This is a genomic window from Streptomyces sp. S.PB5 (assembly GCF_030403745.1).
Lineage (GTDB): Bacteria > Actinomycetota > Actinomycetes > Streptomycetales > Streptomycetaceae > Streptomyces.
Window position 1 is genome coordinate 37,033 of sequence record NZ_JAQMWP010000021.1, and the last position, 18,146, is coordinate 55,178.

Below are 18,146 nucleotides of genomic sequence, written 5' to 3' on the forward strand. Positions count from 1 at the left end.
CCGGACACCGGGGGCGCCAGCTGAAGACGTTGCCCCAGCAAGGAGGTTGGTGCGTGTCGCGCCAGGTACTGACGGTCGGTCCCGGGGACCGGGACCGCTACCGGACGATCGGTGAGGCACTCGCGGCTGCCCGTACCGGCGCGCTGATCAGCGTCCGGCCCGGGACGTACGCGGAGAACCTGGTGATCCACACCAGGGTCACCCTCACCGCCGCCGAAGGCCGGGGAACGGTCGAGATCCGGCCACGTTCGGGCAGCGTCCTCGCCCTGCGTGCCGACGCGGTGATGCTCTCCGAGCTGTCCCTGCGCGGCGGTGATGCCGAGTTGCCGGCCGTGGACGTACGGCGCGGTCAGGCCGCGCTCGACGGCTGCGAGATCGTCGGCGCCGCCTGGACCGCGGTACTGGCCGGGGGCACCGGCTCCCTCGCGCTGCGCGACTGCCGGGTGAGCAACCCGCAGGGCGCCGGCATCGTCGTCACCTCGACCACGCCCACCACCGTGGAGTCCTGCACGTTCGAGCACCTGGGCACCAGCGGACTGGTCCTGTCCGAACAGGGCGAGGCGCGGCTGCGTGGCTGCACGGTGCGCGCCGCCCGCGGGAACGGCCTGCTCGCCAACGGCGACTCCACCGGCAGCGTCGAGGACTGCGACATCTCCTCCACCGACAAGCCGTCCATCGCCCTGGAGCAGAACTGCTCTCTCACGGTGGTGCGCACCGTGGTGCACGACACCAGCACCGGAGTGCACCTGAGCAGCGCGGGCCGTACGACGCTGGAGGACGTGCGCGTCACCGGCGCCTCCGGGAACGGGATCGCACTGGCCGGGGGCACCGACCCGGTACTGCGCCGCTGCCGCGTCTCGCGTGCCCGGGGTTACGGAATCGTGGTCACCGACCGGGCGCGCGGCACCTTCGAGGACTGCTGGGTGGACGGCGCGCAGGGCGCGGCGCTCAGGGTCGCGGGGGCTGCCTCCCCGGCGCTGACCGGTCTGACGGTCCGTGACTGCGAGCAGGCGGGGCTGCTGTTGGAGGAGGACTCGGCACCCGAGCTGGACCGCATCGAGGTCATCGGCGGGTCGCCCGCGGTCTCGGTGCGCGGCGGCGCCAACCCGCTGCTGCGCCGGGCCCGGCTGGTCGAGCCCGCCGGTGACGGCATCACGGCGGGCAAGGACGCCCGTGGCCGGGCCGAGGACTGCGAGATCGTCCGGCCGAAGGGCGCGGGCGTGCGCGTGGGCTCCGGCAGCACCCTGTACCTGGCCGGCGGCGGCGTCTCGGACACCGCCACCAGCGGCCTGGTCGTGGAGGACGGCGGCAACGTCACCGTCCGGGACTTCCGCGTCGAGATATCCGGCGAGGAAGGTGTCGTCGTCGCGGCGGGCGGCGAGCTGACCGCCAACCGCACCACGGTGCACGCCGCACAGGGCCACGGCTTCCTGCTCCGTGAGGGCGCGCTCGCCTCGCTCAGCGGCTGCGAGGTCTCCGGCGGTGCCCAGGACGGCTTCCGGGTGGAGTCCACCGCCCCGGTCTCGCTCGTGAACTGCCTGGCCCGGGAGAACGAGGGCGGCGGCCTCGTACAGACCACCCCCGGCGAACGGCTCGCCGTGGACGGCCTGAAGAGCACCGGCAACGGCAAGCGGGACGCCTGGGGCAGCGGCAGCGCCGAGAACACCGACCCGGCCGGCTCCGGGGCGGCGGACGCGCCCCCGCCGGATCGCGTGGACGGTCCGCTCGGCGCCCTCAACGCGCTGATCGGCCTGGAGAACGTCAAGCAGCAGGTCGGCACCCTGGTCAATCTGACCCAGCTCGCCCAGCGCCGCGAACAGCTCGGCATGTCCGCACCGCCGATGAGCAGACATCTGATCTTCTCCGGCCCGCCGGGCACCGGTAAGACCACCGTCGCCCGCCTTTACGGGGCGATCCTGGCCGAACTGGGTTCTCTGCGCAGCGGCCACCTCGTGGAGGTCTCCCGCGCGGACCTGGTCGCACAGGTCGTCGGCGGTACCGCGATCAAGACCACCGAGACCTTCCAACGGGCCCTCGGCGGCGTCCTGTTCATCGACGAGGCGTACACACTCACCGCGGACAGCGGCAACGGCGGCGCCGACTTCGGCCGCGAGGCGGTGGACACCCTGCTGAAGCTGATGGAGGACCACCGCGACGACGTGGTCGTGGTCGCAGCCGGCTACTCCCGCGAGATGGAGTCCTTCCTCGGCTCCAACCCCGGCCTGGCCTCCCGCTTCTCCCGGACCGTCGAGTTCGAGAACTACTCCGTGCCCGAGCTGGTGGCCATCATGGAGAACATGTGCGGCCAGCACCAGTACGAACTGGGCGAGGGCACCGCGGAGGCGCTCGCGGCACACTTCGAGGCGATGCCCCGGGACGCCGGCTTCGGCAACGGCCGCGCCGCACGCGGGGTGTTCGAGGAGATGGTGGACCGGCAGGCCGTACGCCTCGCCTCGCAGGCCCAGGTCGGCGAGCACGACCTGCGGCTGCTCCTCCCGGAGGACGTGTCCGCGACCGCTGCAACGAAGGCCGCCGAGTCCGGCGCGCCGCAGGACGACCCGCTGACCCGCCTCGGTGACATGATCGGCCTGGCCGAGGTGAAGCGCGATGTCGCGGACCTGGTCAATCTCATCACCACGGCCCGCCACCGCGCCGCCGCCGGGCTGCCGGTGCCCTCCCTCAGCCACCACCTGGTCTTCACCGGCCCGCCCGGCACGGGCAAGACCACGGTCGCCCGTCTCTACGGCGAGATCCTGACCCAGCTCGGGATCCTGGAACGAGGGCAGCTGGTGGAGGCGGCCCGCGCCGACCTGGTCGGCCGGTACATCGGCCACACCGCCCAGCTCACCCGCGAGGTCTTCGAACGGGCCCGCGGTGGCGTGCTGTTCATCGACGAGGCCTACACCCTCACCCCGCAGCGCGGCGGCGCCGACTTCGGCCAGGAGGCGGTGGACACGCTGCTGAAACTGATGGAGGACCACCGCGACGAGGTGGTCGTCATCGTCGCCGGCTACACCGACGAGATGGAGCGCTTCCTCGCCTCCAACCCGGGTCTGTCCTCCCGCTTCCCGCGCCGGATCACCTTCGCCGACTACTCCTCCGAGGAACTGGTCACCATCGTGCGCGCACAGGCCGCGAACATGGGCTACGAGTGCGGACCCGGCACCGGCCCGGTGCTCAAGTCGTACTTCGAGGCGCTGCCCCGGGACCGCTCGTTCGGCAACGCGCGGCTCGCCCGGCAGGTACTGGAATCGATGGTCACCCGCCAGGCGGGGCGGCTCAGTTCGCTGGCCGCGCCCACCCTCGACGACCTGCGCATCCTCGTCCCCGAGGACGTCGCCGCCGCCCCGAAGGCGGCCGGCCTGTGAAGCCTCCCGCCCGTGGGGCCGCCCGTCTGCTGTCCGGCGCCGGCCTCGCCGCCGCACTGCTCCTGCCCACGGCCGTCACGGCCCATACGGCACCTCACTCGGGGATCCCGGCGGCCGACGGAAAGAAGGGCCAGGAACTTCCGGCGATGCCCTCCGCGCTCGACGCGGACGCCGAGTGCACCGCCGCCTCGCGTGAGCAGGCGAAGAAGCAGGACTGGTCACGCCAGCGACTCGACCTGGACCGGACGCACGGGCACGGCATCGGCGAGGGTGTGACCGTCGCCCTGATCGACACCGGCGTCGCCCCCGACGCCGACGGCCTCGACGGCCGCGTCACCGCCGACGGCTCGGCGGCCGACGACTGCGTCGGGCACGGCACCTTCCTGGCCGGGCTGATCGCCGGCCGCGGCGCACGCCTGATGGGAGTCGCCCCGGGCGCGCGGATCCTTGCCCTGCGCGGGACGGACACACGCGGTGAAGCGAGCCCGGCACTCGTCGCGGCCGCGGTAGACGAGGCCACCGAAGCCGGGGCCGACGTCATCGCGGTCACTGTCGCCCTGCCGCGCCGGAGCAAGGAGCTGACCCGCGCGGTCGCCGACGCCCGCCGCGCGGGTGCCATCGTGGTCGCCGCGGCCACCCCCGACCCGCCGACGCGGGGCGGCAGCGACGAGATCCCGTCCCGCGTGTACTGGCCGGCCGGGGAACCGGGAGTCCTCTCGGTCGCCGACATGCTCCCCGGCGGCCTCCGCCCGGACCGGGCCCTGCCCACCACGGGCATCGACCTCGCCGCCCCCGGCGCCGGCGTGGTCTCGGGCGGCCCGCGCGGTGACGGCCACTACCTCGGCGCCGGCGCCTCGGTCGCCGCCGCCTACGCCGCCGGTGCCGCCGCGGTGGTCCTCGCGGCCCACCCGGACGACTCGCCCGACGCCGTCACCCGCCGCCTGACCGCCACCGCTTACCCCGCCGACATCCCGCAACTGGACGTGTACGCCGCCGTGACCACCGTCCTCGGCGACCCGGGCACATCGGCCGGCACCGACCGCGCCGCGGAGCGCGTCGCCGTCCGTGACACCTCCGACGCCGACGCCGCGACCGACCGGGCCACGCTCTTCGTCATCCTCGGCTCCACCGCCGTACTCACCGTCCTGTGGGCCGCTTTCACCCTGCCCAGGGCACGCGCCCGTGGCTGGCGCCCGGCGCGGGCCGCAGGCGGGGGATCGGCAGAGGACTGACGGTCTGTACGGGAACGACGGCGGCGGCGGGGATCACCAGGTGATCCCCGCCGCCGTCGTTCCGTCTCAGCCTTCCTGGCCTGCGGCCGGCTCCACCAGCGCCGTCTGCATCAGCCGTGCCTTGCGGCGGGCGATGTGGAGGGCCCGGCCCGGCGGCAGGTTGACGGGCTTCGCGTTGCCGAAGAGGCGGCCCTCCGTGGGCGGGCAGGAGAGCAGGATCGCGGGGTTGTTCGCCTCGTCCATACGGCGGATGAGGGAGTCGCTCAGACCCCGGCCCGCGCCCATGGCGCTACGGGCGACGATCACGTGCAGGCCCATCTCGAAGCCGAGCGTCAGATGCTCGAAGAGCGGCTCGAAGGGGCTCTGGAAGGAGTTGCTGGAGACCATGTCGTAGTCGTCGACCAGGATGAACAGACGCGGGCCGGTCCACCAGTCGCACTTGCGCATCCGGGCGGGGGCGATGTCGGCGCCGGGGACACGGGTCTTCATCGCGCGGGCGGCGCCGTCGATCGTCTCCTTGAGATTGTCCAGGGAGATGACGTGCCCGATGCGGTACTCCTCCGGGATGCCGTCCACCAGCGTGCGCCGGTAGTCCACCGCGATGATCTTCGCCTCGTGCGGCGCGTACCGGGCGGTGATGCCCGCGGTGATCCGGCGCAGCTGGTTGGTCTTGCCGCTCTCCGTGTCGCCGACCACGATCAGGTGCGGGGTGCGGCTGAAGTCGTGCCACACCGGTTCCAGGGCGTCCTGGTCGATACCGAGCGGAAGGCGCATGCCGCCGCCCTCGGTCTGCTCGGGCGCGGGGAGTTCGGCGAGCGGCAGCCGGTGCGGCAGCATCCGGACCTGCGGCGCGGCCGGGCCCGGCCAGTGCTTGGCCACCTCGCCGACCAGGTGGGCGACCCCTTCGCCGAGGTCCTCGAGGGAGCCGCTGCCGTCCAGGCGGGGCAGGCCGGCGAGGAAGTGCATCTTGCTGTCGGCGGTGATGCCACGGCCACCGCTGCGCGGTACCGAGCGGGCCTTGCGGGTGTCGATCTCCGAGTCCATCGGATCACCCATCCGCAGCTCCAGGCGGGTCGCCGCCTGGTCGCGGACCTGCGCGGACAGCTCCACCCAGCGGGTGGTGGTGATGAGCAGGTGGATGCCGTAGTTCAGGCCGCGCGCGGCGAGTTCGTTGAACTTCGGAACCAGGTCGTCGTAGTCCTGACGGACCGTGGACCAGCCGTCGACCACCATGAACACATCGCCGAACGGCTCGTCGGGGAACTCCCCGGCGGCACGGCGACGGCGGTAGGACTGCATGGAGTCGATGGTGTGGTCGACGAAGAACTGCTCACGGCGGGCGAGCAGCGTCATCACCTCGGCGACGGCCCGGTGCACGCGCTCCGGGTTGAGCCGCGCCGCGACCCCGCCGACGTGGGGGAGCGCGGCGAACTGGGAGAGACCGCCGCCGCCGAAGTCGAGGCAGTAGAACTGGATCTCGGCCGGGGTGTGCGTGAGGGCGAGCGCGGCGATCAGGGTGCGGGCGAGGGTGGACTTGCCGCTCTGCGAGCCGCCCGCGATGGCGACGTGGCCGCCGGCTCCGGACAGGTCCACGACCAGCGGGTCGCGGCGCTGCTCGAAGGGCTTGTCGACCAGGCCGACCGGGACCCGGAGCCTGCCCGTGCCGGACCAGCCTGCGGCGGTGAGGCCGCGCTCGGGGTCGGCGGCGATACCGGGCAGCAGCGCGTCCAGCGGGGACGGCTCGTCCAGCGGCGGCAGCCACACCTGGTGGGCGGCGGGACCCGAGTCGCGCAGCCGGTCCAGGGCGACGTCGAGCAGAGTCTCCTCGTCGCCGCCCTCCTCGGTCTCCGGCTCCGGAACGGGCGTGGGGTCGAGGGTGCGCGGCACCACCCAGCCGCTGGTCCACGGCACCACCTGGCTGGCCACCCGGGCCTGCACGACCGCGCCGGTGCGACGCCGGTAGGTGCCGGAGGAGTAGGCGGCACGGAAGCGCGTCAGGGCCTCCACACCCGACTTGAGATAGCCGCTGCCGGGCTGGGCGGGCAGCTCGTAGGCGTCCGGGACGCCGAGTACGCCCCGGCTCTCCATGGCGGAGAACGTGCGCAGGCCGACTCGGTACGACAGGTGGCTCTCCAGCTGGTGCATGCGGCCCTCGTCCAGGCGCTGCGAGGCCAGAAGCAGATGCACGCCGAGCGAGCGGCCGAGGCGGCCGATCATCACGAACAGGTCCATGAACTCGCGGTGCGCGGAGAGGAGTTCGCTGAACTCGTCGACCACCACGAACAGGCTGGGCAGCGGGGTGAGGTCGGCCCCGGCGGCGCGGGCGCGCTCGTACTCGAGGGCGGAGGTGTAGTTGCCGGCCGCGCGCAACAGCTCCTGGCGGCGGATGAGTTCGCCGTGCAGGGCGTCCTGCATGCGCTCCACCAGGGCGACTTCGTCGGCGAGGTTGGTGATGACGGCGGAGGTGTGCGGCAGCTCCTCCAGGCCGAGGAAGGTGGCGCCGCCCTTGAAGTCGACGAGGACGAAGTTCAGGGTCTCCGAGGAGTTCGTCAGGGCGAGGCCGAGGACGAGGGTGCGCAGGAGTTCGCTCTTGCCGGAGCCCGTGGCGCCGATGAGCATGCCGTGTGGGCCCATGCCGCCCTGTGCTGACTCTTTGATGTCCAGTTCCACCGGGCGGCCGTCCACGCCGACCGCGATCGGCACCCGCAGCCGTGCGGAGCCGGTGTGCCGGGCGAACAGGGCTTTGGTGTCGTGCCGGTGCAGGTCGGGGATACCGAGCAGGGTGGTCAGCTCCACGTCGCTGTCCAGCGGCTGCGCGATGTCGCTGCCCAGGCTGATCCGGCGGGAGGCGAGCAGCCGAGCCAGCGACTCCGCGCCGAGCGGACCGAGCCGGTCCGGCCGGCCGAGCGGCACCGAGCGCTCCTTGCGGCTGCGGTCGGTGCGCACCAGATTCACCTGGTCCGGCCCGACGGTCAGCCGCAGCGTGTTGCGGCCGGGCCGCCAGCGCAGCGCGCCGGAGACGTCCAGCACCACGGCGTTGCGATAGCCGTGGCCCTCCCAGCGATGGCCCTCGGGGACGGTGATGCCGTCCAGGACGACGACCGTGTACGGCTCGTCACGGCCCGGGCGGGCATCCGGGTCGAAGCCGGGGCGCTCGGCGAACTCGGCGCCGAGCAGGTCGTCCAGCTCGGTCAGGTCGGCCGTGATCCGGCGGACCTGACCGGCGCCGTCCTCCTCGTGCGGATGCAGCGCGTGCGGCAGCCACTTGACCCATTCCCAGTCGGGCCGCCGCTCGTCGCTGACACAGAGGGCGATCCACAGCTCCTCCGGCGCGTGGAACACGGCGAGCTGACCGAGAGCGGCACGCAGCAGAGCGCGTACGGCTTCGTTGTCGGCGCCCTCGGGGGTCCCGGAGGACGCGGCGACCTCCTCGTCCAGTGCCTCCTCGGGGCGCAGCAGGACCCGGGCCGACGAGCGCAGATAGAGGCCCAGAGGCTGCTCGGGAATCGTGGAGTAGGCGCGGATGAAGCGGCGCAGGGCGTGTGCGCAGAGCGGTTCCAGGTCCTCGACGGGGCGGGTGGACACCGGGTTCAGTGTGAGGGCGAGCTGCTGTTCGCCCACCGCGAGCCGGACCTCGCCGAAGTCCTCGTCGGCCGGGCGGCGTTCCCACAGCCGTGAGGTGCGCGCCAGCGAGCGCAGGGACGAGGGCTCCGGGTGACGCCAGGCGAGCGCCCGCTGCTGCTCCACGATGGTGGACCGGACCCGCTTGCGGGTCTGCGCCAGATAGCGGAGGTAGTCGCGGCGCTCGCCCTTCAGGCGCTGCTTGCGCTCACTGGAGCGGCGCATCAGCTGGCCCAGCAGCATCGCGCCGGCGGACAGCGCCATCACACCCATCGCCAGGTAGATGAAGACGCCGTTGCCGCCGCCGGGGCGCAGGAACATCAACATCATCGAAACCGACATCAGGGCCATCGGCAGATAGGTCCATATCGCCGAGGTGTCGGGCACCGTCTCGGCGAGGACCGGCGGCTCCTGGAGGGTCAATTGCCCTTCGGGCATCTCGGGACCGCGCCTGCGGGCCGGCCGGCGAAACAGCACCACACTCAAGGAACAGAACCTCCGGTTTCACTGGCTTTCCGGCCCGCGCCGAATACCGGGACAGCCGGTAGCCGGAAAGACCGCACCGCGCTCATTTTCCGGGGACCCGGGTACGCGGTGAACGCCGGATGAATGTTGTGAGCGGAAAGCAGAGAACGGTCAACTCTCCCACCATTCAACTGCATACCGGACAAGGAGCCCGGTCCCCAGCACGTTCCGGCGAGCGTAGGCAGTAGTCTGCATTCACGTAACGCGACCTGTCCACGCGGGGGAGGTGGTTGCCGGGCTCGCGGACGTAATTCCCTTGTCCGACCCCCCTGTTCTGGCCCGTGCGGACCCTCCGTACTCTTCGCACTGTCCCGCTCGCGGGGAAGTCCTCCTGTCAAAGCCCCCACGGAAGACGAGAGTTCAGCTGATGACCGACAGCGCGGTGGCCGAGCTGTGCCGCCTGACCGTACGTGCGCCGAGCGTCTCCGTCGATCTGGCCGTGCCCGCCGACGTGCCGGTCGCCGATCTGCTGCCCACACTGCTGCGTTATGTCGGCGAGGAGGCCGAGGAGGCCGGACTCGACCATGCCGGCTGGGTGCTCCAGCGGCTGGGCGACGCCCCGCTCGACGAGGAGACGACCCTCGCCCGGGCCGGCCTCGCCGACGGGGATGTGCTCTATCTGCGCCCGCACACCGAGGCCCTGCCCGAGGCCCGGCTCGACGACTTGGTGGACGGCATAGCCGACACCGCCGGCCGCAGGCTGCACACCTGGCACCCGGAGGCGGCCCGCGGGCTGCTGGTGGGCGCCACCGTGGCGACCGTGGCCGCGGCACTGGTGCTGGTTTTCTGGCCTGGGGCGGCCGGCTCCGGCTCGGTCAGGGCGGCCTGTTCCGCCGTGACGGGGCTGCTGCTGCTCGCGGGCGCGGGCACCGCCAGCCGCGCGGTCGGCGACCGGCTGTCCGCGACCGCGCTCGGCCTGCTGGTCGCACCCTGCCTGGCGCTCGCCGGCTGGGTGCTGCCCGGCGGTGACCTGACGGGCCCGGACGCGGCACAGGTGGCGGGCGCCCGGCTGCTCGCGGCGGGCGCGGCCGGTGCCGGCGGCGCCGTCCTCGCGCTGGCCGCCACCGCCGTCGGCGCTCCGGCCCTGCTGGGCACCGCGGTCGTGTCGGTGGCCATCGCCATCTCCGGCGCCCTGATCGGCTACACGGACCTGCACGTGCCGGCCGCGGTCGCGCTGGTCGCGACGGTGTTCGTGCTCGCGGCCGGGACCGTGGCGCCGTTCGCCTTCAAGCTGGCCGGGATGCGGATGCCCGCCCTGCCCTCCTCCGCCAGCCAGCTCCAGGAAGGCATCGAGCCCTACGCGGGCAGCGACGTCGCCGAGCGCACCGAACTGGCCGGGCGCTGGGTCACCGCACTCTTCGCCGTCACCGGCATCATCGCCGCGGGTGCCCTGCTAGTCCTCGCCGAACACCCGAACCTGCCCGAGGTGCTGACCGCGCTCGCGCTGAGCCTGCTGCTGCTTCTGCACTCCCGGGGGCTGGTCCACATCGGCCAGCGGCTCACCCTCGCGGTGCCCGGGATCTGGGGCCTGCTGCTGCTCGCCCGCAGCTGGGCGGCCGACAGCGACGGCGACGGGCGACTGGTGGTCTTCGCGGTACTGCTCGGCGCGGCCGCCGCGTTGGTGATCGCCGCCTGGACGGTGCCCGGCCGCCGCATGCTGCCCTACTGGGGCCGGGCCGCGGAGGTGGCGCACACCGGCATCGCGGTGGCACTGCTGCCGCTCAGCCTGTGGGTGGCGGGACTCTTCGGCTGGCTGCGCGGCCTGTTCGGCTGAGTACACCCGCACTGCGGCAAGAGAACGACTAGGAGAGGCCGTGCAGTCCAAACGCGACCAGGTACACGCCCACACCTTCATGATGGGCAGGCTCAGTTCGGGCCTGCTGATGGCCGACCCGGACGCCCCTGAGAGCCCGCTCGGGCGCACCACACGCGGTGTGGTCTTCGGCGTACTGGTCACCGTCCTGGTCGGTGCCGGCGCCACCGTGTACGGTCTGCTGCGGCCCGGCGGGAACGACGCCTGGCGCGACGACGCGCACCTGGTGGTCAACCGCGACACCGGCGCCCGCTACCTGTGGACCAACACCGACGGCGTGCTGCACCCGGTGCGCAACTACGCCTCCGCGCGGCTGATCGGCGGCTCCGACCTGGAGACAGTGGACGTCGCCACCGCTTCGCTGCGAGACGTCCCGGTGGGCGCCCCGGCCGGCATCCCCGGCATCCCCGACACCGTGCCCGAGCCCGGCCAACTCGACGACGGCGCCTGGCACATGTGCGTCACCGGCCCGGACGGCGCGCTGCCGGACACTTCCGGTGCCGTGGCGAGCACCGGGGTGGAGAAGCCCGGGGCGACCACCCTGGTGGCCGGTGCGCCGCTGGACTCCAACGGCATCGGCGGCGACCGTGGGGTGCTCGTGAGCGGGCCCGACGACACCGAGTACCTGGTGTGGCGGGGCAGCCGGCTGCCACTGGACCGCGAGTCGGACGCCCGCAACGCCCTCGGCTACGGCTCCGAGCAGCCCATGCCGGTCTCGGCGGCCTTTCTCGACGCACTGGCCCCCGGTCCCGTCCTGAAGCCGCCCGTGGTGGCGGGACGCGGTGAGGAAGGTCCTGAACTCGGCGGGGAGGCCAGCCGGATCGGCCAGCTGTTCAAGGTCAGCGTCCCCGGCGGCGACAGCACCTACCACCTGCTGCGCAAGGACGGCCTGGTACCGCTGACCAGGCTCGGTGCCGCCCTGGTGCTGGGCGACCCGGCCACCCAGAAGGATGCCTACCAGGGGCGCTCGCCCGAGGTGCGCACCCTCGGCGCCGACGCACTGCGCGAACACCGGGCCGGGGACCAGGACACCGGCGCCTCCACGGAACTGCCCGACGCACCGCCCCTCCCGCAGTCCGCGCCACGCGGCACCGCGCTCTGCGCCCAGGTCGACGGCGACGACGGCGGCGTCCGGATCAGATCGGTGCTCGTACCGCTGACCCGGCTCGCCCCGGTCGCGGTGTCCGAGGGCACCGCCCAGCCGCTGAAGCCCGCCTGCGTCCCGACCGACGCCACGGTGGTCCGCCCCGGCCACGGCGCCCTGGTCCGCGCCCTCAACGCCAGCGGCGCCGCGCACGCGGGGACGAGCTACCTGGTGGCGGAGAACGGCGTCAAGTACCGCGTCTCCACCAAGAATTCGCTGGCCGCGCTCGGCTACGAGACCACAGACGTCACCTCCGTCCCGGCACCGCTCCTCGCGGCACTCCCGACCGGCGCGGACCTCGACCCGGCCGCCGCCTCGGGCGTCGTCGAGCCCAAGGTGACCGCTCCGCAGTGCGCCCCGGACCCGGAGCGAAAGGCGGACGAGGCGAGCGCCATTGCGGACAAGGGGGACACCGTACGCTGATCACGGCAAGGGGCGCATTCAGCGCCGATGAAAAGGAAAAGGGCGGGACCAACAGAAGTATTGAGCCAAAGTGGTTACCGATGGAGTGAAGTCCGCGGAGTCATCGCGGACGGCTCGCGGCGAGAACCTCAAACAAAGCTCAGATATTTCGGACCAGCCATGGCCGCGGAATCCCGGGGAAGCGCTTGCAAAGCGGGATGCGGCGCTTCGTGATGCCCGTTCGGCTTCCTCCGGTGCCCGCTTTTTGCCCGCCTCGTGTTGCCCGGCGGACGGTGCGTGCACCAGGAGTCCGGCCGATCGGAGAGGCTTGTTCATAGCGCTGAAACCTCCGCACAACTCCCTTGCCACGTAAGAATTCCGAGGCGAGCTGACCGAAGCTCAAATCTTCCCTGTGCGCGTTGCGCGGAACGCCGGCTTCTCTTTAGCCTCAGCAAGCAACTGTGCGACGAGACAGGGCTGAACGAAGGGAGCGCGACATGGCGGACAGCGCCGCAAGGAAAGCGGACTATGCCAAGGGCTTGGGGGGTGTCTCCTCGCTGGAGTCGGCCCGGAGCCAGGTCGAGAAGATTCAGAACAACGTGGCCGAGATCGCCGCGCGTTCGGGCGTCGGCGGCGACGAGGGCCAGGCCCTGCTGAAGCTCTTCCGCAGCTGGAACGCCGAGGCGCAGAAGGTCGTCATCCAGATCAGCAAGATGGTCGACGCGCTCCAGGAGAACGTGACCTCCGCCAACCGTCTGGCGCAGGAGAACCAGGACCTGACCGAGGTCCTCAACAGCAAGACCAGCCAGGGCGTCTTCGAAGCGCTGAGCTGACCCGACCGGTAGCACCGGCCCCGTCACGGCGAGGCCGGATCCCTTGAGCTTCCCGGGCCGGCGCCCGGCCGTACGAGAGGAGACGTCATGGCCGACGGCATCATCGACGTGCAGTACCCCGTGGTCCGCAACGCCATCGAGGAATTGATGACGCAGACCCAGCAGATCATCACCACCCTCAACAACCTGGAGGACGAGCTGAAGCCGCTCGTCAACTCCTGGGAGGGCTCCGACCAGGAGACCTACCGTCAGGTCCAGGCGGAGTGGGACCAGGCCACCAAGAACATGGCCCAGCTCCTCGGCGACAACGGCGAGCTGATCCAGAGCATCCACGACAACCACTCCCGCGACGAGCGCAAGAGCGCCGACAACTGGGGCAATGTGCGGGCCCGTTAGGGTCCCGCCGCAACGTCCTCATCGTCGAGGGTTCGGCGGCGTGGCCCGGCCGTCGTCCGTGAACGGGGCGTCTGCCGGGCCCCCGTGTCCCCGTCCGGCACCAAGCGTCAGGAGTGCGTCCCATGGCCGGTGAGAAGGCCGACGTAAAGCATTTCGACCTCAAGCAGATGGAGAACTTCCGGGACAACGAGGTACAGCCGGTCTACACCGCCGCGAAGAAGCACAAGGAGGAGGGCGACGGGTCCCACATCCGCCCGCTCGGCCACCTGATCGACGGGCACACGACACCGGACAACCTCGCCCAGGACAAGCAACTCCTGCGTATCGGCAGGATGGTGACCGAACCGCTGGTCTCGGGACCGAAGCTGATCGAGGACATCCGCACCGCGGCCGAGGCCATCGACAAGCTGCTCGGCGACCAGATGGACCTCTTCAAGGAGTTGAAGGAGGCCCTCACCGAGACGATCGAAGAGGCCAACAAGACCAAGGACAAGAACCTCGACGCGATCGACGCCCAGACGCTCCTCCAGACCTTCGACGAGGTCGACACCCTCACCGCCGGCGGCACCGGCGACCCGGACGACGAGTCCTGACCAACTCCGATAGAAAGGGCGCCCGGTGGCCGATCGGTACGATCCCAACTCCGTCGTCAACGTCGACAAGTTCGACAACGCCGGCGACCCGTCGAGTGACACCTGGGCCACCCTGGTCACCCATATCACCGGCTATCCGGTGCCCGACCGCAACACCATCTTCGACACGCTCCGCTCCGACCACGGCGGCAAGCTGTTCCGGATGGACATCCAGGAGCGCAGCCTCTCCGTGCTCGTCAAGGACTCCGGCTTCCTGACGAACAAGGGTGAGGACTACGACATCTGGTTCTTCAACAGCGGCAAGAAGCGCTCGATCATGCAGGCCCGCATCGTCTTCGAGGGCCGCGTGAAGGACGGCGAGAACATCATCTTCGCCGGTCCGGGCTCGGACAACGTCCATGACGCGCAGGTCCGTGAGGGCAACGAGTTCACGGACTACAACAAGGACAAGATGAGCACCATCCCGCTCGCCCGGTACATGAACGGGCCGCGGGCGGCACTCCTCGCCCTCCTGGGCGGCAACACCACCGACGCCCGGTTCAGCAACCTCGGCGTGCCCGGGGCAGACGTCGTGGACCTCAACTCCTTCAACACGACAGGGGAGTCCTTCGACTTCGCCGCCAAGTTCTTCAAGGACCACGCGGTGGTGCTCAAGGACTGGGAGGACCGCTTCGGCCGGGACGACGCCAGCTGGAAGGGCGAGGCGGCGGAGGTCTTCCGCAGCCTGCTGACGAAGATTCGCGAGAACTACGACAGTTACGTCGAGACCTTCAACGAGAGCCCCGGCGCCGGCGACGGCACCGGAACCGGTGGCACCGTGTACTCCCGCGCCCTGTCGCTGGGCCGCAAGTACCTCGAGGACGCCGCGAACAAGCTGCTGGAGGCGTGGCTCGCCTGGGCCAAGTCCCCGTACTACGACCCCCACCAGGTCCTGCGCTACGTCCTCGACGACCTCGCCCAATGGGTCGACGCCAACAACGTCGCCAAGACGGACATCAAGTCCTACACCTCCCGCTACACCACGACCGTCAGCCACAGCCCGCAGGCCGGCTTCACCCAGGTGCACCCGGAGTACGGCGACCTCACCGACATCGCGAACTGGGCGAAGGTCGGCGACAAGGCCGTCAAGATCTGGAGTCAGGGCGTCAACGAGTACCTCGGAAAGCCTGCCGCCGAGGTGCAGTCGAACCTGAACAACCACTTCCTCGACCTGGGCGACGACTTCTCCGACAACGTGCCCAAGCCGAAGTCGACCAGCACCGCCTCCGAGGAGTACTTGGAGAAGAAGGCCAAGGAGGAGCAGGAGGAGATCAACCGGCAGAACGAGGAGAACCGCAGGTACCAGGACGAGCTGCGCGCCGAGCAGGAGCGTCAGCGCGAGGAGGACCGCAAGTACCAGGAGGAGCTGCGCGCCGAGCAGAACCGGCAGCGGGAGGAGGACAAGAAGTACCAGGACGAGCTGCGCGAGGAGCAGCGGCGGGAGCAGGAAGAGGCCAAGCGGCAGGCCGAGGAACAGGCCAAGGCCATGGAGGAGAGCCTCGGCGGTATCAACAACCCCAATGGCGTCACCGAACAGAACATCGACGGCCTCGACGACCTGCTGAACCAGAACATCCCGGTCACCGAGAGCCTCGGCGACCTCGGCGACGTGAACGGCCAGGGCGGCGACCAGGAGGCCTTCACGTCCACCCCGCCCCCGGGCATCACGAACCTCGGCAACCTCGGTGCGGTGAACAACAGGCAGGACGGCACGAACAACGCCGCCAACGAGGCGGTCACCCAGAACCTGGGGAACCTCGGCGACCTGAACACGGCCGGCGGCTCGGTCAAGACCCCGACCGGTGGCAACACCCAGCTCGACGCCGGCAAGCTCACCACCGACTTCCCGGACGGCAGCAGCACCAGCTTCGATCCGGACAGCGGGGTGCTCACCACCACCCACCCGGACGGCAGCGTCACCACGCAGAACCTGGGCGATGGCACCAAGGTGACCAACCCGGACGGCTCGGTCACGTCCCTCGGCGACGACGGCAAGCTGACCACCACGTTCCCCGACGGCAGCGTCCAGACCGTCGACCCCTCGACGGGGCAGGTCAGTACCACCGACCCCGACGGCACCACGACCACCCAGGACCTCGGCAACCTGGGCGACCTGAACAGCCAGAACAACAACGCGGACCTGAGCGACCTCGGCGACATCAACTCCGACCTGCCCACCCAGTCGGAGGGCGACCTGGGGAACCTCAACACCGACCGCAGCGGCCTGGAGACCCCGACCGGCGGCAGCACCCACCTCAGCGACGGCGACATCGCCACCGACTTCCGCGACGGCAGCAGGATCAGCTTTGACCCGGACAGCGGTCTGCTCACCAGCACGAACGCCGACGGCACCACCACGACCACCGACCTCACCCACGGCGCGACGGTGACCAACCCGGACGGCTCGAAGACCAGCCTCGACAACGGCATGCTGACCACGGAGTTCCCCGACGGCAGCAAGCAGGTCATCGACCCGGACACCGGCATCGCCACCGTCACCGACCCGCAGGGCAACACCGAGCGGATCGACCTGCACGATCTGAACTCGTCCGGCGGCCCGGACACCTCGGACATCCTCGACGGCCTCGGCGATCTGGAGAGCGGCGGCCTCAACGACACCGGCGGCGGCACCTCCACCCAGGACCTCTCGCTCTTTGACCTCGGCGTCGGCGGCGCGGGCGACGGGTCATCCGGCGGCGGCGTGGGGGAGAGCTACCTCTCCGCGGACAGCGCCGGCGGAACCGGAGCCGAACCCCTCTCGGACGACGCCGCCGACAGCGCGGGCAGCCCGCTCGCCTCCGCCGCGACAGCCGGAGCCCCCGGCGCGCCCGGCATGCCCGGCAGCCCCGGCATGCCGATGGGCGGTATGGGCGCCGGCGGCATGGGAGCGGGCGGCGACAAGGGCAACGGCGAACGCGTACGTGCCGTACTGGTCGACGCGGCCGAGGAGAGCGAGCGCCGCAACCGCCGTCGGCGCAGCCCGTGGAACCGCCAGGAGGACGACGACACCTTCCTCGCCCCGGCCTCCCGGGTGGCGACCACCGGCGGCGACTCCCCCGAGGAGGAGACGGAGCCGGGCCGTAACAGGGCCACCAGCTCCGACTACCTGGAAGAGGACGCCGACGTGTGGGGCACCGAAGAGGGCGGCACACCGGCCGTCATCGGACGGTGAACGCCGTACGGCCGCGGCCCGAGCGCCGCACCGAGACGAATCACACCCGGCCCCCGCTTCCGCGGCGGGGGCCTCACCGGGCAAGATCAGCAGGGCAGTTGACGGACCGGCAAGCACGACCGGGCGTACGGACCACACGCCCGGACGCACACGGAGACCGACGGGGAAGGCAGGAGCGGGCGTGACGGAACCGCTGGAGAAGCGCCTCGAGAAGGCGATGGCCGAACTCCAGGCCGCCCAGGAGGCGGTCGCGCGCACCGAACGCGAGCTGCGGCAGGCGTCGTTCGCGGTGCTCTCCTCCGACCGCGCGGTCCGCGCCACCGTGGGCCCGCAGGGTGAGCTGGCCGGGATCGAGTTCCTGGAGAACAAGTACCGCGACATGTCCCCCCAGGAGCTGGCCGCCAGCGTCCTGGAAGCGGCGAACGCGGCACGCCTGAAGATGAACCGGCATGTGATGAAGGCGATGGCGCCCTTCACGGAACCCAGCAGCAATGTGCCGGAGCTGAAGGGCTTCGAGCTGGACTGGGAGCGGATCTTCGGCCCCGAGGTACTGCGCGACGACGAGGACACCGCGCGCGACGACCGGGCCATCCCCGCCTGGCGGGACGCGCTCGGCGAGGACGGGGAGGACTGATGGGACAGCGTTACTACGCCGACCCGAACCGCATCGAGGCCCTGGCCAGGCAGCTCGAGGAGATCGGCACCCTGGCCAAGGGCATCACCGAGGAGTTCCTCGACGAGCTGGCACCCACGGTCAGCTGGCCAGGCACGGAGGGCGACTTCGCGGAGAAGGCCAAGCCGCAGGAGCAGAAGGAACGGCAGACCACCAAGGAGACGATGATGTCCATCCGCGACGCGGTCGTGGGCATCACCGACGCCACGGTCAGCCAGGTCCGCATGATGAAGGACACCCGCGACCGCAACATCGAGGACGTCGAGCGGGTCAACAACCGCATCGAGACCGATGGGCTCAACGGTGACGGCCCGGGCGGGCATGGCCGCCGCTGA

General features: G+C 71.2%; 11 protein-coding genes. 10 read left to right on the forward strand and 1 reads right to left on the reverse strand.

Annotation, left to right across the window (positions count from 1 at the left end):
• The first annotated feature begins 53 nt into the window (after positions 1-53).
• Both PH203_RS40205 and PH203_RS40210 read left to right on the forward strand, forming a co-directional pair.
• Entirely contained in the window at positions 54-3,368 is a 3,315-nt protein-coding gene (locus PH203_RS40205) for a right-handed parallel beta-helix repeat-containing protein (RefSeq protein WP_289926884.1), read from the forward strand.
• On the forward strand, positions 3,365-4,600 hold the full coding sequence (locus PH203_RS40210) for a S8 family serine peptidase (protein WP_289926886.1): 1,236 nt from the start codon (positions 3,365-3,367) through the stop codon (positions 4,598-4,600). Before PH203_RS40205 ends, PH203_RS40210 begins: the two co-directional genes overlap by 4 nt.
• 66 nt (positions 4,601-4,666) lie before the next feature.
• Here the strand turns inward: PH203_RS40210 and eccCa are convergent, their stop codons facing one another.
• Entirely contained in the window at positions 4,667-8,659 is a 3,993-nt protein-coding gene (gene eccCa / locus PH203_RS40215; protein ID WP_289926887.1) for a type VII secretion protein EccCa, read from the reverse strand.
• A 454-nt stretch (positions 8,660-9,113) separates the two neighbouring features.
• Between eccCa and eccD the strand changes: the two genes are divergently transcribed.
• The 8 genes from eccD to PH203_RS40255 all read left to right on the forward strand — a co-directional run bounded on the left by eccD (position 9,114) and on the right by PH203_RS40255 (position 18,146).
• Complete coding sequence (eccD, locus tag PH203_RS40220; RefSeq protein WP_289926890.1) at positions 9,114-10,520, forward strand: type VII secretion integral membrane protein EccD; 1,407 nt, start codon at positions 9,114-9,116, stop codon at positions 10,518-10,520.
• A 40-nt stretch (positions 10,521-10,560) separates the two neighbouring features.
• A complete protein-coding gene (gene eccB / locus PH203_RS40225; RefSeq protein WP_289926893.1) occupies positions 10,561-12,126 on the forward strand; it encodes a type VII secretion protein EccB in 1,566 nt (521 codons plus the stop codon).
• A 476-nt stretch (positions 12,127-12,602) separates the two neighbouring features.
• Complete coding sequence (locus tag PH203_RS40230; protein ID WP_030955148.1) at positions 12,603-12,938, forward strand: hypothetical protein; 336 nt, start codon at positions 12,603-12,605, stop codon at positions 12,936-12,938.
• Positions 12,939-13,025: 87 nt separating this feature from the next.
• Positions 13,026-13,334 (forward strand): WXG100 family type VII secretion target, encoded by a 309-nt coding sequence (locus PH203_RS40235; RefSeq protein WP_289926901.1) that lies wholly within the window; start codon positions 13,026-13,028, stop codon positions 13,332-13,334.
• A gap of 122 nt (positions 13,335-13,456) precedes the next feature.
• Entirely contained in the window at positions 13,457-13,927 is a 471-nt protein-coding gene (locus PH203_RS40240) for a type VII secretion system-associated protein (RefSeq protein WP_030955146.1), read from the forward strand.
• Positions 13,928-13,952: 25 nt separating this feature from the next.
• Positions 13,953-17,138, forward strand: coding sequence for an AAWKG family protein (locus PH203_RS40245; protein ID WP_289926903.1), 3,186 nt, complete (start codon positions 13,953-13,955; stop codon positions 17,136-17,138).
• Positions 17,139-17,319: 181 nt separating this feature from the next.
• Positions 17,320-17,772 (forward strand): YbaB/EbfC family nucleoid-associated protein, encoded by a 453-nt coding sequence (locus tag PH203_RS40250; RefSeq protein ID WP_289926904.1) that lies wholly within the window; start codon positions 17,320-17,322, stop codon positions 17,770-17,772.
• On the forward strand, positions 17,772-18,146 hold the full coding sequence (locus PH203_RS40255) for a hypothetical protein (protein WP_289926906.1): 375 nt from the start codon (positions 17,772-17,774) through the stop codon (positions 18,144-18,146). The genes PH203_RS40250 and PH203_RS40255 overlap by 1 nt, the downstream gene beginning before the upstream one ends.

Bases quoted from the DNA above. Each gene is read 5' to 3' on its own strand.
- PH203_RS40255 (WP_289926906.1), top strand. From the start codon at position 17,772: ATGGGACAGCGTTACTACGCCGACCCGAACCGCATCGAGGCCCTGGCC.
- PH203_RS40240 (WP_030955146.1), top strand. From the start codon at position 13,457: ATGGCCGGTGAGAAGGCCGACGTAAAGCATTTCGACCTCAAGCAGATG.
- eccD (WP_289926890.1), top strand. From the start codon at position 9,114: ATGACCGACAGCGCGGTGGCCGAGCTGTGCCGCCTGACCGTACGTGCG.
- PH203_RS40230 (WP_030955148.1), top strand. From the start codon at position 12,603: ATGGCGGACAGCGCCGCAAGGAAAGCGGACTATGCCAAGGGCTTGGGG.
- eccCa (WP_289926887.1), bottom strand. From the start codon at position 8,659: ATGCCCGAAGGGCAATTGACCCTCCAGGAGCCGCCGGTCCTCGCCGAG.
- PH203_RS40235 (WP_289926901.1), top strand. From the start codon at position 13,026: ATGGCCGACGGCATCATCGACGTGCAGTACCCCGTGGTCCGCAACGCC.